Raw genomic sequence first — 16,113 nt, 5'->3', positions numbered from 1 at the left:
CAACCATGCATGCGCCTGAAGCACGCTCCACAGCCGACACGACCCCAGCCCTGCACGACGGCGGCGGACCAGCTCCGGGCGCGGCTCTTAACTCCCTGCGCCGCCAGCTCGCCACCATCGCCGTGCTTGGTGGCCTGACGTTCAACGCCTTCCTCTGCTTCCTGAACACAAATGTGATGGCGATCAGGGAAAGCCACGTCATGCTGTTCGAATTGGTCTTGATCGGCTGCGCCTTTCTCGCTGCGCTGAGCCGCCGCATCGACCTCTATCTCGTCTCGGCCTTCTTCCTGAGCTACATGCTGCTTCTCTTCGCCCTGCGCGGCGAGATCGACCTGAAGGCGCTTCGCGACGTCCTGATCCCGATCGGCTTCTATTTCATGGGCACCCAGGTCCGCGATCCGAAGCTCGCGGACAGGCTGGTGACCCTATCGATCGCCATCGTTCTTCTGTTCGGCTTGTTCGAATTCTTCCTGACCGAGCTTTATCTCGATCTCTTCAACGTGCTCGGCTATTTCATCGCCCGTGGCTCGTTGACGCTCGAGGACACGTTCGGCGCGACCCGCGGCCTTTTCATCAGCGGCCTGCGCCCGGAGCCGCGCACGCTCATGTCCTTTCTCGGCCAGCATCGCGTATCGTCCGTATTCCTGGAACCTGTCTCCGCCGGCAATTTCGGGGCAATCGTCTTCGCCTGGGGTTTGTTTCGCGCAGATATGCGCCACCGCTTTATCGTGATGACGGCCGCTCTTGCGACCGTGGTTCTCGCCGATGCCCGTTTTGGCTTCTACACCTGCATCCTGATGACCTTGATGTTGCCTTTCTACCGGCTGGTGACGAGGCCAATCTGGATCGTAGTCCCCTTTCTCCTGCTGGCTTTGATTGCTGTCTATGGGCTGGCGACCGGCACCGATGGCGGCGCGAACGACATCGCCGGACGTTTCAAGGTAACTGCCGCGATCCTCACCCAGCTCGACCTAGCGGTCGTGCTTGGCATTGCCACCACCGATGAGTTTACCGCCGACTCCGGTCTGGCCTATACGTTGACCAAGTTTGGGTTATTTGGCTTCATCGCGCTCTGGACCATGCTGGTGGTCGCCCCCTTCAAGGATGCGAAGACCTGGTCCTTCCATTCCATGGTGCTGATCTATCTCATCCTGCTGATGATCATCAGCAACTCGTTTTTCTCGATCAAGACCGCAGCATTGCTATGGTTCGTGCTGGGAACCGCCCATCGCGTGGATTGGACCGGTCTGACGAGGCACAACCTCAAGGCAGTAACGCCGCACCCACCGGGGCCGGCCGCAGTTGCCATCGCCCCGCCACGCATCACCGTCCTTGCAGCGCAGGACAGGAAGAACCCCGTGCTGAGAAATCCTTGAGGGCGACCGCGAGCCCCTTCAATTGCGGGCGGTCGCCCTCGGCGGTGGGCTGGATATTGAGCGCCTCGCTTTCCGGCCACCAGTCGCCGGCCACCCAATAGGCCCAGCCGACCCAGAGTTCGCGATCGCTTTCGACCACGGCAACCATGGCGGCGAGCGCCGAAACACAGGCCGCTTCCTTTGGCACGCCGAATTCGCCGAGATAGCCTCGTTTGCCATTGGCTCGGAGCCAACGGGAAAAATTCTCGATCGCCGCAACGGCATCCTCGGCACGGGTGCAATTGCCCTTGGTCCCGGAGAAATCATCGTCGAAATACTGGTGCACCTCATAGGCGTAGTTTTCCGCCGGATCGACGACCCCCAGCATGACCGCACCGTTCGGCTTGCCATAAGTCCCGCCCTCCCAACTATGCGCACCCGTCCAAGCCGTGCCTGGGACGAGCACGAGATTGTCTGCTCCCTCCCGACGGATCCCGGCGAGCGCCGCATTGGCCGCCTCGAGCCATTGCTCGGCCGGCATGTCATGCGGTTCGTTCATCAGGCCGAAGGTGATGTCCGGCTGAGTGGCGAATTGACGCGCGAGCCTTCCCCAGAAGTCGGCGAAGTCCGCGTTGCTCACATCTTCCGATCCGATCACTGCCTCATGATAGCGAGCATAATTGTGCGGATCGAGGACGACCCGAAGCCCGGCGGCTTGGAGTTTCTCGACGCTGGCCTTCAATCTCCCCAATTCGCCTTCGTCGAGCTCGCCACGCAATCGGGGCTGCAGACGCTCCCATAGAAAAGGCAAGCGTACCGACGTGAAGCCCTTCCCGGCAAAATATGCGATGGTCGCATCCGAGGGGTAGACGTAATCCACACCCGCGACACCGTCCGGGTTGCCGAATTCGGCACCGGAAAGATTGATGCCACGAAAACACGGTTCGGCGGCTTGTACCGGCTCGGAAAGCACCCCAAGGACAAGCAAGGCCACCGCAGCACGTTTTGGTCGCTGCGAAAGGAGCGTGGTGGAGCAATATGTCTGAAGGGTACGGGTCATGGATTCCCTGGAGGTTCAATACGGCGAAGTTAATGACTTCGCCGCCCCCGGGTCAACCCGATCGACCAACAGCTCCTCGCGTCGCAACGACGGGGATTTGCGATTGAAAGACGCAATGGGAACGGGATTTTCCAGACCGTTCCCTAATCTGCATGCCAACAGGTGAAACAAGCACTGCCGATCGCAAGTTGAGGGCCGATCTTTCCGGCGCCCCGGGACTGCGATAAAGACAGTGCGTCCACCCTCGGGACGAGGAAAAGGTTGAGAATATGACGAGCTACGTACTGACGGTATCCTGCAAATCCACCCGCGGCATCGTGGCCGCGATCTCCGGCTATCTCGCCGCCAAGGGCTGCAACATCGTCGACAGTTCCCAATTCGACGACCTTGGTACCGGCAAGTTCTTCATGCGTGTCAGCTTCATCTCGGAAGAAGGTGCAGATCGCGAGGCCCTGATCGAGGCGCTGAAGCCAATCTCGGAAAAATTCGGCATGGAAGTCGAAATCCATGATGCCGCGCACCGCATGAAGGTCCTGCTGATGGTTTCCCGCTTCGGCCACTGCCTCAACGACCTGCTCTACCGCTGGAAAATCGGCGCGCTGCCGATCGATATCGTCGGCGTCGTGTCGAACCATTTCGACTACCAGAAGGTCGTCGTGAACCATGACATCCCCTTTTATCACATCAAGGTAACGAAGGAGAACAAGCCGCAGGCCGAAGCGCAGCTTCTTGAACTCGTCGAGCAGACCGGTGCGGAACTGATCGTGCTCGCCCGATACATGCAGGTGCTCTCCGACAGCCTCTGCAGGAAGATGTCGGGCCGAATCATCAACATCCACCACTCCTTCCTGCCGAGCTTCAAGGGGGCAAACCCCTACAAACAGGCGTTCGAGCGTGGTGTGAAACTGATCGGCGCCACCGCCCACTATGTCACCGCCGACCTCGACGAAGGTCCGATCATCGAACAGGACGTCGCCCGCATCACCCACGCCCAGAGCGGCGAGGACTATGTCTCGATCGGCCGCGACGTGGAGAGCCAGGTGTTGGCGCGCGCTATCCATGCCCATATCCACCACCGCACCTTCATCAACGGAAACCGGACGGTGGTCTTCCCGGCAAGCCCCGGCTCCTACGCCTCCGAACGCATGGGCTGAAAACCCACGGAACGCCCGCCGGACGGGGCGGGTGCCCGGTGCGCGGTATGGACGGCGATCATACCTTTGATAATGTCGGCGATGTGATTCCCGTGGAGAACCGCCATGCCCGACTCCGTCCTGCTAAAGCGCACCGAGCTGCCCCGCCCCAACGTGTCGGAACAGCAGGCGGCTGGCATCCTCAAGGAACACTACGGGCTCGAAGGAAGCGTCGAGGAACTCGGCAGCCAGCAGGATCGCAATTTCCGCATTGACACCGGCGCGGCGCGTTACGTTCTCAAGATCTGCCGCGCGGAATACGCGACCATCGAACTGGCGGCGCAGAACGCCGCCATGCGACATCTGGCAACCCTTCCGGACATGGCGCGCATTCCTGCCCCCATTCTCGCTGTGGGTGGCGAAGACCTTCTCTTTCTGACGATGGAGGACGAAGACTATCAGGTCCGAGTGCTCACCTATCTCGACGGAGAGCCGCTGACGCAGCGAAAATACCTGGCGCCGCAGGTGGTGGCGGAACTGGGAAGGCTCACCGCCCGTATTGCCTTGGGCCTCAAGGATTTTTCCCATCCCGGCCTTGACCGCGAGCTGCAATGGGACCTCCGACGGGCTGGCCCCGTAGCCCTTCACCTGCTGAAATCCGTGACCGACCAGGCACGCCGCGATCGCATTGCCAAAGCTATGGTGACGGCAGTCAAGCGGCTCCAGCCACTTGCGGGACAGCTTCGGGTGCAGGCCATCCATCACGACATCACAGACGACAACGTGGTTGCGCGGCCCGACAAGGAAGGTCGCATGATGCCGGACGGCGTCATCGATTTCGGCGATGTCGTCACTGGCTGGCTCGTTGCCGATCTCGCGGTCACTTGCACAGCCCTTCTGCATCACGCCGACGGCGACCCCTTCTTCGTCCTCCCGGCGGTCAGGGCCTTCCAGGAGCGCTATCCGCTTAACCAGGCCGAACTGAAGGCGCTCTGGCCTCTCATCGTCGCGCGCGCCGGCGTGCTCGTCGCCAGTACCGAGCAGCAACTCGCCATCGACCCTGACAACGCCTACGTCCTGGGCAATGCCTCTCACGAACGGGAAATGTTCGAGGTCGCCACTTCCGTGCCCTTCACGCTGATGGAAGCGGCCATTCTCGATGCGGTCGGCCACGGCACCGCCCCCTTCGACACGCAATCCCTTGGCCGGCTGCTCCCCGACATCGCGCCGGAAACAGTGCGCCTTACCGATCTGTCGGTGACAAGTGAGGCACTCGTTGAGGACAACTGGTCCGACCCGCAGATCGACTGGAAACTCCTCGCGCGCGCAGCGGCTGAGACCGGCGTTGCCTCGACCCGCTATGGCGAATACCGCCTTTCCTACACCCACACGCTGTCCGAGCGTGCACCAGCCACCTTCGCGCTCCATGTCGACGTTTGCCTTCCGGCCACAACTCCGGTTTATGCGCCCATGAACGCCCGCGTGATCAGGGATGGTCATCACCTGATCCTCTCCTCGCCGGAAATCTCTCTGCATATTGCCGGCGTCGACTGCCCACTTGAGCACGGCAGCGACATAGCAGCCGACGAGCCTATCGGTATGGTTGCCGGCGTGGTCAATGCTGTCGGAGGCTTGCGGCTCCAACTCTGCCGCGATGCCGATCTCATCCCGCCGCTCTTCGCCCGCCCAGCCCATGCCGCGACCTGGGCCAGACTTTGCCCCCCGCCCACAGCCCTCCTGGGGATCAGTGTCGATGCGCCGCCGCCGGATAGCGCAGAATTGCTCGCCAAGCGCCGCAAGAGCTTCGCCAAGCCTCAGAAGCACTATTATGCCGACCCGCCGCAATTCGAACGCGGCTGGAAAGAGCACATGTTCGACGTGACCGGCCGCTCCTATCTCGACATGGTCAACAACGTCACCATTCTCGGCCATGGCCATCCGCGGCTGGCGCACGCCGCCGGGCGTCAATGGTCGCTGCTCAACACCAATTCACGCTTCCATTATGCCTCGGTAGCGGAGTTCTCTGAACGCCTTGCTTCGCTTGCGCCAGAAGGGCTCGACACGGTCTTTCTCGTCAACAGCGGCTCAGAAGCGGTCGACCTTGCACTTCGGCTCGCCTGGGCCAAGACCGGATCGCACAATATCGTCAGCCTGCTCGAGGCCTATCACGGCTGGACGGTGGCAAGCGACGCTGTATCTACGTCGATTGCCGACAATCCCCGTGCCCTCGAAACCCGCCCCGGCTGGGTCCATCCGGTGGCGGCCCCGAATACCTATCGCGGCCCCTTCCGCGGCGCCGCTTCGACCGCGGACTATGTGGCAAGCGTGACCAGGGCGCTCGACGCCATCGATGAAACCGGGGAAAAGGTCGCTGGTTTTATCTGCGAATGCGTCTACGGCAATGCCGGAGGCATACCGCTGCCACCCGGCTACCTCGCCGAGGTCTACGGAATGATCCGCGCGCGCGGTGGCGTCTGCATCGCCGACGAGGTGCAGGTCGGCTATGGCCGTCTCGGTCACTACTTCTGGGGCTTCGAGCAACAGGGCGTCGTGCCGGACATCATCACCATCGCCAAGGGCATGGGCAACGGCCAGCCGCTCGGCGCAGTCATCACCAGTCGCGAGATCGCCGACGCGCTGGAGAATGAGGGCTATTTCTTCTCCTCTGCCGGCGGCAGCCCTGTGAGTTGCGTGGTCGGCTTGTCGGTGCTTGACATCATGCGTGACGAGCGTCTGCAGGAGAATGCCAGAGATACCGGAGACTACCTGAAAGCCCGTCTGGAGGCACTCGGCCAGCGCTTTCCGCTCGTCGGCGCCGTGCACGGCATGGGGCTCTATCTCGGCCTGGAATTCGTCCGCGACCGCGAAACGCTGGAACCTGCGACCGAGGAGACGGCGGCGATCTGCGATCGGTTGCTCGATCTCGGAGTCATCATGCAACCGACAGGCGACCATCTCAACGTTCTGAAAATAAAACCGCCGCTTTGCCTATCCCGGAACAGCGCCGATTTCTTTGCTGCAATGCTGGAGAAAGTACTTTCCGACGGCTGGTGAGTCACAGCAAGCTACTTGCTTCAGTAGAACGGCGAGCGCGCAAGTTTTCGGATGTCATACACGCTTCGCTTGGCGGGATTGCACAGCTGTGGCTTGCTCTCGGGCCACCTCATCAAGGATCCAGTTGCGAAAGGCGACAAGCGGCAAATAGCTGGCCCGTTCCCGCGTGAAGGCAAGGTAGTAGCGCCCCTCGCTTTCCATTTCCTGATCCGTCACCGGCACGAGATCACCGCGCACCAGTTCTTCACGGAACAGAAAGGCCGGCAGCAAGGCTACGCCGAGTCCACCGATTGCCGCCTGCGAGGCCGCAGCGAACTGATCAAACAGCATGCCGTGTACCGACTCGAACGCCACGCCATTGGCGGAAAGCCATTTTTCCCAGGCATCCGGCCGGGTCGTCAAATGCAGCAGCGGCACGTCTAGAATGTCGGCCGGCGTCTCCAACCGGTGCATTGCCTTGAACTCCGGACTGCAGGCGGGGATCGTCGTCTCTCCCATCAACGGGGTCAAATCGGCGCCGGGCCATACCGGCAATCCGAAATGGATCGCCGCATCGATGGAATCCAGACGGAAATCGAAAGGTGACAGGCGGGTGATGAGATTGACGGTGATCCCTGGGTTGGCCGCCAGGAAATGAGCAAGGCGAGGCGCCAACCACCGTGCGCCGAAGGTCGGCAGTACAGCCAGATTCAGTGTACCGCCATTGGGGTTTGCCCGAAGATTGAGCGAGGCACTGGAAATGCGCCGCAAGGCCTCGCGGATTTCCCGCGCATAACCGTCGCCTGCGACCGTCAGGCGAATGGTCTGGCGCTCGCGCAGGAAAAGTTCGACACCAAGCTGGTTCTCAAGCGCCTTGATCTGGCGGCTGACCGCGCTCTGGGTCAAGTCGAGTTCACGAGCAGCTGCCGTTATGCTGCCGGTCCGGGCCGCCGCTTCGAAGGCAGCAAGCAATGAGAGCGATGGAAGGAAGCGCCGGGCCGGCAGCATGTTATACCTCGACGGAATGAACTCTTGAGAAATTATCGTTGGAACGGGTTAGATTCGTCTTCTAGATTTCGCAAGACTTTCCGTTTCGGAATGATGCGAACGGACGGCGTCCATGCCGCTTGAAGCCATACAATAGATCGTCGCAAACGCCACCACCGCAAACGACACGTCTTTTCGGCCGTCTCCCGCGGCCCCCCTGAAGGAAGACCCCATGCTGAACGACCCCCGCTCCCACGGCTTGTGGGAAAAGACCGCACCGGCCGCACCGGTAACACCACCGCTTTCGGGTCAGGTTGAAGCCGATGTTGTCGTCGTCGGCGGCGGCTATACCGGCATTTCCGCAGCGCTGCACCTGGCGCAGGCGGGAACCAAGGTAGTTCTGCTTGAGGCGACCGAAATCGGTTTTGGCGGCGCGGGCCGTAATGTCGGCTTGATCAACGGCGGCATGTGGGTCATGCCGTCTGAAATTCCCGGTGTGCTCGGTCCTGTCTATGGCGAGCGCGTTCTCGACCTTCTCGGCAATGCGCCGCTTCTGGTCCGCGCACTGGTTGAGAAACACAATATCGCCTGCGAGATCGAAAAGAACGGCACCCTCCATTGCGCTGTCGGTGAAGAGGGTCTCAAGGAAATCAAGGAGCGCTGCAGCCAGTGGGCGGCGCGCGGCGCGGATGTTCGCATCCTGTCCGCCGAGGAAACAGCGAAACGCATCGGTTCGACGGCCTATGCCGGATCGCTGCTCGACATGCGCGCCGGAACGCTTCAGCCGCTGGCCTATGTGCGGGGGCTCGCCAGGGCAGCGATCGCTGCCGGGGCGACGATCCATACCGGCAGTGCCGCCGTTTCGACGGAACGGAATGGCAGCCGCTGGGTGGTGAAGACGGCGAACGGTTCGGTGTCGGCCGACTGGATCGTCGTGGCCTCCGAATATTATTCGACCGGCCCCTGGGAGGCCGTGCGCAATGAACAGGTGCTGCTGCCCTATTTCAATTTCGCCACCAAGCCGCTCTCACCCGAACAGCTGAAGACGATCCTGCCCGGCCGCGAGGGCTGCTGGGACACCAAGGAAGTACTTTCCTCCTTCCGCATGGATCAGGCGGGGCGGCTCGTCTTCGGCAGCTGCGGTGCGCTTCGCAATACCGGTCTTGCAATTCACCGTTCCTGGGCCAAGCGGGCGCTGAAGAAGCTTTTCCCCAACCTCGGCAACGTCGAGTTCGAAACCGAATGGTATGGCCGCATTGGCATGACCGACGACGCGATCCCACGCTTCCACAGGTTCGCCCCGAATGTCGTAGGCTTTTCCGGCTATAACGGCCGCGGCATTGCGCCGGGAACGGTTTTCGGTAAGACACTGGCTCGCCATATCCTCGGCGAACTCTCGGAGGCGGATCTGCCGCTGCCGGTCAGAGACGTCGTTGAAGCTCCGCTTCGCAACCTGAAGGGCGCCTACTACGAGGCTGGCGCCCAGATCGCCCATTTCGCCGGAGCGCGCTTCTGAGAAGTCGCACCTCGCAGACAACCAACAACGGAAAATCCGAAATTACTGGAAGGAACACAATGACCCTTGCGAACCTGAACTTCTCGGCCGAGGTCGCCGCCATCATGGGCCGCCTCGGCGTGCCGGCATCGAGCCTTTCCGGCGGCAGTCTTCCGGTCCGTTCGCCAATCAATGGCGAAAAGATAGCTGCCGTTGCCGAGATCAGCGCGGCCGACACCAAGGCAGCCATCGACGCCGCCCATCAGGCTTTCCTCGAATGGCGCCTCGTTCCGGCTCCCAAGCGTGGCGAATTGATCCGCCTGCTCGGCGAGGAACTGCGCGCCGCCAAGGCCGATCTCGGCCGCCTCGTCTCCATCGAAGTCGGCAAGATCGTCTCCGAAGGTCTCGGCGAGGTTCAGGAAATGATCGACATCTGCGATTTCGCAGTCGGCCTGTCGCGTCAGCTCTACGGCCTGACCATCGCCACCGAGCGTGCCGAACACCGCATGATGGAAAGCTGGCATCCGCTCGGCATCACCGGCATCATCTCTGCCTTCAACTTCCCCGTCGCCGTCTGGGCGTGGAACTCGGCGCTCGCGCTGGTCTGCGGCAACTCGACCATCTGGAAGCCGTCGGAAAAGACCCCGCTCACAGCCATCGCCACCCAGGCGATCTTCGAAAAGGCCGTCAGCCGCTATGTCGCCGACGGCGGCATGGCGCCCGCCAATCTTTCCACGCTGCTGATCGGCGGCCGTGACATCGGCGAAATCCTCGTCGACAGCCCGAAGGTGCCGCTGATTTCGGCGACCGGCTCGACGCTCATGGGCCGCGCGGTCGGTCCGCGCGTCGCCACCCGCTTCGGTCGTTCGATCCTCGAACTGGGCGGCAACAATGCGGCAATCGTCTGCCCGACCGCCGACCTCGATCTCACGCTGCGCGGCGTCGCCTTCGCCGCCATGGGCACAGCCGGCCAGCGCTGCACGTCACTGCGCCGCCTGTTCGTCCATGAAAGCATCTACGACAAGCTCGTCCCGCGCCTGATCCAGGCCTATGGTTCGGTCACCGTCGGCAATCCGCTGCAATCCTCGACGCTGGTCGGCCCACTGATCGACGAAGGTTCCTTCGGCCGCATGCAGAAGGCGCTCGACGAAGCCAAGGCGGCCGGCGGCAAGGTTTCCGGTGGCGACCGCCTCATGCAGAACGAAGCGGCTGACGCCTTCTACGTGCGCCCGGCGATCGTCGAAATGCCGGCCCAGACCGGCCCGGTCAAGGACGAAACCTTCGCGCCGATCCTCTACATCATCAAGTATAGCGATTTCGACGAAGCGCTGGCTTTGAACAATGACGTGCCGCAGGGCCTGTCGTCGTCGATCTTCACCAACGACCTGCGTGAGGCGGAAGCCTTCGTGTCGGACCGTGGTTCGGACTGCGGCATTGCCAATGTCAACATCGGCCCCTCCGGAGCTGAAATCGGTGGCGCCTTCGGTGGCGAGAAGGAAACCGGCGGCGGTCGCGAATCCGGCTCCGACGCCTGGAGGGCCTACATGCGCCGCGCCACCAACACGATCAACTACGGCAAGACCCTGCCGCTGGCCCAGGGCGTCAAGTTCGACGTGGGCTGATTCGTCGATCCTGCTGATCGGATTGGAGGCCCCGCGGTTCGAAAGGACCGCGGGGCCTTTTTGACGTTTGCATGAAATTCGAACGCCTCAGACCAAGGTTAGACTGGCTCCACTGGCCTTCCCCTCTGGAATCGGCCAAGGTACTCGATGTGATCTGGCGCATTTCGAGGCGGGCGAATGGACATTCACGATCAGTCGGCGGCAATCGCCTTCCTGAGCGCGCCTGAGACCTACGGCGAGACCGGCACGGTGAAAATCATCGAGACCCACATCTCGATGGTCTTCCTGATTGACGGCCGCGCCTACAAGCTGAAGCGCGCAGTCAAGCTGCCTTACGTCGACTTCTCGACCTATGACCTGCGCCTGTACTATTGCCGGCGAGAAGTCGAACTCAACAGCCGCGCCACACCCGACCTCTATCTCGGCATCCGCCGCATCACCCGCGAAGCCGACGGGCGACTGGCCTTTGACGGTACGGGTGAGGCGCTGGACGTCGTCGTCGAGATGAACCGGTTCGCACAGCACGACCTGTTCGACCGCATGGCAGACGAAGGCAAGCTGGACGCTTCGCTGATGGAGGCAACCGCGCGGATGATTGCCGCTGTCCATGCGCAAGCCCCGATCGTCCATATGGCCAGCGGTTCGACCAATCTCAGCGGAGTACTGGACATCAACGCGGCAGGCTTCGCCACCAGCCATGTCTTCCCTGAGGATGCCGTCGCCCGACTGAACACGGCCTTCCGAAGCGCATGGACGGATCGTATGGCCCTGATGGATCGCCGCGAGACCGAGGGCAAGGTGCGCCTTTGCCATGGCGACCTGCACTTGAGAAACCTGTTCCTGAGCCCGGCCGGACCACGCATGTTCGACTGCATCGACTTCAATGACCAGATCGCAACCGTCGACGTGCTCTACGATCTCGCCTTCCTGCTGATGGACCTGTGGCATCGCGGCTTCCCCGATCTGGCGAACGTCGCCGCCAATCGCTATCTCGACATCAGTCATGACGACGAGGGCTTTTCCCTTCTGCCTTTCTTCATGGCGGTCAGGGCCGCCGTCCGTGCCCATGTGACCGGCACCCAGATCGAGTCAGGCGCGGATGCTGATGGCAAGCTGACGCATAGTGCCTGGACCTATTTCGACCTCGCCGCATCGCTACTGGCCTGCCAATCGCCACGGCTGGTGGCGATCGGGGGCCTGAGCGGCTCCGGCAAGTCGACGCTCGCCGATCGGCTTGCTCCCCGGCTGGCCGGCCCACCTGGCGCCCGGATCCTGGAAAGCGACCGGATTCGCAAGGCGATGTTCGGCGTCGCCGCCAATGAGCAACTACCTCCGGAAGCCTATCGTCCGGACATCTCGGCGACGGTCTACGCGCAGATGGCCGATCGAGCCCGGCTGGTGATTGCAGGCGGTGGCACGGCGATCGTCAACGCCGTTTTCGACCGGCCCGATGACCGCCGCCACATGCGCGCCATCGCCGAGCAATTGGGCGTGCCGTTCAGCGGTTTTTGGCTCGAGGCCCGCGCCGACACCTTGCAGTCCCGCATTGCATCGAGGCCGAAGGGCCAATCCGACGCCACGCTCGACGTGCTCGAAATGCAGCTGGCCAAGGACTTGGGAACCATGGATTGGCACATGATCGATGCGGCTGCCCCGATCGATGATGTCCTCGCGGCGGTCGAGGCGTTGCTCGACCAGCCTGCCTAACGGATGTTGAAGCGCACCGGAGCGGTGATCGTCTTGCCCACGCCCGGCGGCGGGGCCGGAACGGGCGAGGCGCGGCGCACCATGTCGAGCACGGCCTGGTCCAGGCTCGAATGTCCGGACGATCGCGACAGGGAAACCGACAGGACATTGCCGCCGTCATCGATCCGGAACCGCACATAGACGGTCCCCTCTTCCCGATTGCTGCGCGCCTCCGATGGATAGCGCTTGCGCCGCTCGAGATGCGACATCAAACGCGACTGCCACTTGGCGGGGCTGAAATTGCTCCCACCCCCGCTGCTGGTCGCCTTTGCCGCCGTGCGATCGGCCTGCGCGACCTTGGCCTTGGCCTTGCGCGCCGCCTCCGACGCCGGAGGCGGCGGCGATGCCTTCGACTTGGCGACGGGCTTCTTTGCTTCCTGCATCTTCGGCTTTTCCTCAGCCGACGATGGCGGCGGCGGACGCATGACCGGGATCGGCACGGCCACTTTTTCCAGCTGGGCCATCACCTTCTGCTCGATCGGGTCGAAATCCTCGACCGGGTCCGGAAGCGGCTCGGGTTCGAGCGGCGGCGGTTCGACGACCGGCTCTGGGACCTGCTCCACGACCTCATCGACCGGCCGTTCCACGATCGGATCGGGCATCGGTTGGGCTTTGGGTTGTTCGACCGGCTCCGGCACGGGCTCGTGCGACGCCGTCTTCACTTCCTCGGCATCGACCTGGTCGGGAACGATCTGCTCCTCCTCGACCTCTTGCGCGACCGGCACCGGAGCAAGCTCGATCATGATCGCCGACGGGGGTGCGGCGTCGGCCGCGACAGGCTCCGGTTCCTGTAGCAGGAGGGCAACCGCGCCGGCATGAGCGGCCGCCACGCAGAGGGCGGCCGCCGACCACAGCAGAAGCTCACCGGCCGCCCTGCCTCTGGAGCGCTGCACCGGGTCGCGGGTCATGGCTGCACCGCTTGCGCGGGCGGCGGCTCGTCCGGAGAAAGCTGCGACGACGGCAGGGTCTCGAGCCCGACCAGCGCGATCTTCAGATAGCCGGCATCGCGCAGCAGGTTCATCACCTCCATGAACGCGCCATAGTCCACCGCCTTGTCGGCCCGCAGGAAGATGCGCGCATCCTTGTTGCTCTCGGTCAGGCGATCGAGATCGGCGCCAAGGGTTTCCCGGACAGCCATTTCATTGCCGAGCGACAGGCTCATATCTTCCATCAGAGTGACATAGACCGGCGTATCCGGCCGCTCGGCGGGCTTTGCCGTGGATGCGGGCAGGTCGATGCTCACATCGACAGTGGCCAGTGGTGCGGCCACCATGAAGATGATGAGCAAAACCAGCATCACGTCGATAAAGGGCGTGACATTGATCTCGTGGTTTTCCGCCAGATCGTCGCCGGAATGGTTTTCCCGAATACCGCCGGCCATCTCGCTACTCCGCAGCCAGCGCCACGGCGGCGTTCTTCACCCCGTTGGGCACCTTGCGGTAATCGAGATCACGGCTGACCAGTCGCTCGATTCCGGCCGCCGCATCGCCCAGCAACTGGCGATAACCGGTCACCGAGCGGGCAAAGACGTTGTAGATGATAACGGCCGGGATGGCGGCCACCAGGCCGATGGCGGTGGCGAGCAGAGCCTCGGCAATGCCCGGCGCGACGACGGCGAGATTTGTCGTCTGCGATTCGGAAATGCCGATGAAGGCATTCATGATCCCCCAGACCGTGCCGAACAACCCAACGAAAGGTGCCGTCGAGCCGATCGTCGCGAGGACACCGGTTCCCTTGGAAATGTGACGGCCGGCCCGAGCCTCGATCCGCGCCAGCGCGGAGGCGACGCGCTCCTTCACCCCGGCACCACCCGCCCAATCAAAGGCAGCATCGGAGAGCCGAATTTCGTCACCGGCACTGCGCAGCATCGAGACCACGACGCCGCCACGGCCCGCCATCTCGGCCATGGCACCTTCGAGCGTATGGGCCTTGAGGATGGCCTTCAGTCCACGCGTCGCCCGCACACGGGCGCCGACCAGCTGCAGCGTCTTGGCCAGCCAGACGGTCCAGGTGACCAAGGAGGCGAAGGCGAGCGACAGCATGACCGCTTTGACCACCCAGTCGGCAGCCATGAACATGCCGAGCGGGGAGAGATTGTGGGGCCGATCCTCCCGGCTAACATCTGCGGCCTCCGACAGCTCTGCGACGGCCGGTGCGGCGAAAATCGGTTCTATCCCGGACGGTGAAGCGGGTTGGTCCGCACCGAATGCCGGCGTTGCATGTGGGACCACGGCCGTCGTCGGCTGCTCGGCAAGCGCCGATGCGGGGACAAGGGCGAGGCAGCCGATCAGGGAAAGGCTCGAGATGGAAGGTCCCGAATGGCGAGAAAACACAAGGAACTCCTTTTCGACAGCAGGTAGAGTTTTGGGACGCCAGGCCGCAGGACCGGTTCGGCCATGCTGGCGTTCCTGTATCTTCTCGATAATAAACTTGAGTGAAATTAACAAGTAATAAGCAGCGCGAAGGACATAAAACTTGAATTTTCTACACAAGATATGCGGACGCTCGGGTCGGTGATCGAGGAATTGCCCATCAGGAGCGGCACGACCTGCCGTCCGAGTAGACAACGTTACCCACCGATGCTCGCCCGTTTGCGCGGGCCCTTTGCCGGTTTCTCCTGGCGAAACTCCCGCATGACTAGGGCGCAAAGCGCTTCAGCGGGAGCGCTAAGCGGAATGCCCTTACGTGTGATGATGCCGATCGTGCGCACGACGGATGGATTGCGGATCGGCACGGCCACGATATCGGTGGCTCGGCTGGCCCCGAGTGCGAATTCCGGCAGAACTGTCACACCTAGACCCGCCTGGACCATGTTGATCGCGGTTGCGATATGGCGAACTTCATATCGCCACAACAAACTGTCCCGACGACTGCCGAGCGCATCGTCAATCAGGATACGGTTACCAGTCAGCGTCCCGATGCGGATCAGCGGCTCCCCTTCAAGGTCCTGCCACGTCGCGGCATCGCTATCGGCAAGTGGATGGTCTTTCGGACAGGCAAGAACGAAGGATTCCTTGAAGAGCGGGATGATGTCGAGATCCATCGCCATGGACGACACGATGGAGATACCGAACTCCACCTCGCCGTTGCGCACGTGGTCAATGATCTCTGAGGCCGAGTGGTCGAGGATCCGCACCCGCACATCGCGATAGTCCTCAAGAAATCCACGAAGAATGCGCGGCAGATAGATCGAGGCAATGGTCGGAAGGCAGGCGATCGAGATATGTTCCTGGCGCTCCTTGCCGCGCAGGCGCAATTGCTCGAACGACGAAGTAATTTCCTCCATGATCCGCCGCGCCTTCGGCAACAATTCGACCCCGGTCGGCGTCAACGTCACCTGGCGCGTCGTCCGTGCCAAAAGCTTCAGCCCCAGATCGTCTTCGAGTTTCTTCATCCGGTGGCTGAGCGCGGTCTGCGACAGATTGAGATGAGCGGCCGCACGATGAAAGCTGCCGCGATCGGCGATGCACAGAAAAGCCTCGAGACCAAGAAAATCAACCTTCATGAAGCAGGCAGCCCTTTAGTGAATGCGGAGAATGAATACTGCCGAAAATAGAATTTGATTCAAGTCGGACCACGACACGGGCCCAATCTTCGCACATGGCGCCTGAGGAGATAACGCAAAGCCGCACCGAAATCGCGATAGGACGCAAGAGGTTCGGAGAGCGTTGTGCGATGGCAT

Annotated in this window: 12 protein-coding genes; 6 read left to right on the top strand and 6 right to left on the bottom strand. The window is 62.3% G+C overall.

Annotated elements, in window-relative coordinates:
- Positions 1–5: 5 nt before the first annotated feature.
- The gene (locus ACWPVA_RS20750; protein ID WP_454289466.1) at positions 6–1,376 is read left to right on the top strand and encodes a UDP-phosphate alpha N-acetylglucosaminyltransferase; all 1,371 of its coding nucleotides are present in this window, start codon (positions 6–8) and stop codon (positions 1,374–1,376) included.
- On the opposite strand, the gene ACWPVA_RS20745 is transcribed toward ACWPVA_RS20750, so the two are convergent.
- A complete protein-coding gene (locus ACWPVA_RS20745; protein WP_454289465.1) occupies positions 1,324–2,415 on the bottom strand; it encodes a glycoside hydrolase family 5 protein in 1,092 nt (363 codons plus the stop codon). The genes ACWPVA_RS20750 and ACWPVA_RS20745 overlap by 53 nt on opposite strands.
- Positions 2,416–2,684: 269 nt before the next feature.
- Here ACWPVA_RS20745 and purU point away from each other — a divergent pair, with 269 nt between their 5' ends.
- Together purU and ACWPVA_RS20735 are read left to right on the top strand one after the other, a co-directional pair.
- Positions 2,685–3,569 carry a formyltetrahydrofolate deformylase gene (purU, locus tag ACWPVA_RS20740; RefSeq protein WP_454289464.1) on the top strand — a complete coding sequence of 295 codons (885 nt, stop codon included), beginning with the start codon at positions 2,685–2,687 and terminating at the stop codon, positions 3,567–3,569.
- Positions 3,570–3,674: 105 nt separating this feature from the next.
- Entirely contained in the window at positions 3,675–6,602 is a 2,928-nt protein-coding gene (locus tag ACWPVA_RS20735) for an aminotransferase (protein ID WP_454289463.1), read from the top strand.
- Positions 6,603–6,656: 54 nt separating this feature from the next.
- Here ACWPVA_RS20735 and ACWPVA_RS20730 read toward each other — a convergent pair whose 3' ends face one another.
- A complete protein-coding gene (locus ACWPVA_RS20730; RefSeq protein WP_454289462.1) occupies positions 6,657–7,589 on the bottom strand; it encodes a LysR family transcriptional regulator in 933 nt (310 codons plus the stop codon).
- A gap of 211 nt (positions 7,590–7,800) precedes the next feature.
- On the opposite strand from ACWPVA_RS20730, the gene ACWPVA_RS20725 reads away from it, so the two are divergent.
- The 3 genes from ACWPVA_RS20725 (at position 7,801) to ACWPVA_RS20715 (ending at position 12,392) form a co-directional block, all read left to right on the top strand.
- Complete coding sequence (locus ACWPVA_RS20725; protein WP_454289461.1) at positions 7,801–9,084, top strand: NAD(P)/FAD-dependent oxidoreductase; 1,284 nt, start codon at positions 7,801–7,803, stop codon at positions 9,082–9,084.
- 59 nt (positions 9,085–9,143) lie between these two features.
- Positions 9,144–10,685 (top strand): L-piperidine-6-carboxylate dehydrogenase, encoded by a 1,542-nt coding sequence (gene amaB, locus ACWPVA_RS20720; RefSeq protein WP_454289460.1) that lies wholly within the window; start codon positions 9,144–9,146, stop codon positions 10,683–10,685.
- Positions 10,686–10,862: 177 nt separating this feature from the next.
- Positions 10,863–12,392, top strand: coding sequence for a bifunctional aminoglycoside phosphotransferase/ATP-binding protein (locus ACWPVA_RS20715; protein WP_454289459.1), 1,530 nt, complete (start codon positions 10,863–10,865; stop codon positions 12,390–12,392).
- Here the strand turns inward: ACWPVA_RS20715 and ACWPVA_RS20710 are convergent.
- The 4 genes from ACWPVA_RS20710 to ACWPVA_RS20695 all read right to left on the bottom strand — a co-directional run bounded on the left by ACWPVA_RS20710 (position 12,389) and on the right by ACWPVA_RS20695 (position 15,936).
- On the bottom strand, positions 12,389–13,339 hold the full coding sequence (locus tag ACWPVA_RS20710) for a TonB family protein (RefSeq protein ID WP_454289458.1): 951 nt from the start codon (positions 13,337–13,339) through the stop codon (positions 12,389–12,391). The genes ACWPVA_RS20715 and ACWPVA_RS20710 overlap by 4 nt on opposite strands.
- Positions 13,336–13,812, bottom strand: coding sequence for a TonB system transport protein ExbD (gene exbD / locus ACWPVA_RS20705; RefSeq protein ID WP_454289457.1), 477 nt, complete (start codon positions 13,810–13,812; stop codon positions 13,336–13,338). Before exbD ends, ACWPVA_RS20710 begins: the two co-directional genes overlap by 4 nt.
- Before the next feature lie 4 nt (positions 13,813–13,816).
- On the bottom strand, positions 13,817–14,737 hold the full coding sequence (gene exbB / locus ACWPVA_RS20700) for a tonB-system energizer ExbB (protein ID WP_454289660.1): 921 nt from the start codon (positions 14,735–14,737) through the stop codon (positions 13,817–13,819).
- Positions 14,738–15,000: 263 nt separating this feature from the next.
- Positions 15,001–15,936, bottom strand: coding sequence for a LysR substrate-binding domain-containing protein (locus tag ACWPVA_RS20695; protein ID WP_454289456.1), 936 nt, complete (start codon positions 15,934–15,936; stop codon positions 15,001–15,003).
- Positions 15,937–16,113 lie beyond the last annotated feature (177 nt).

It is taken from the genome of Rhizobium arsenicireducens, from assembly GCF_964021225.1.
The sequence above is the reverse complement of the archived record's forward strand: the minus strand, read 5'-3'. Positions and strand labels throughout refer to the sequence as shown.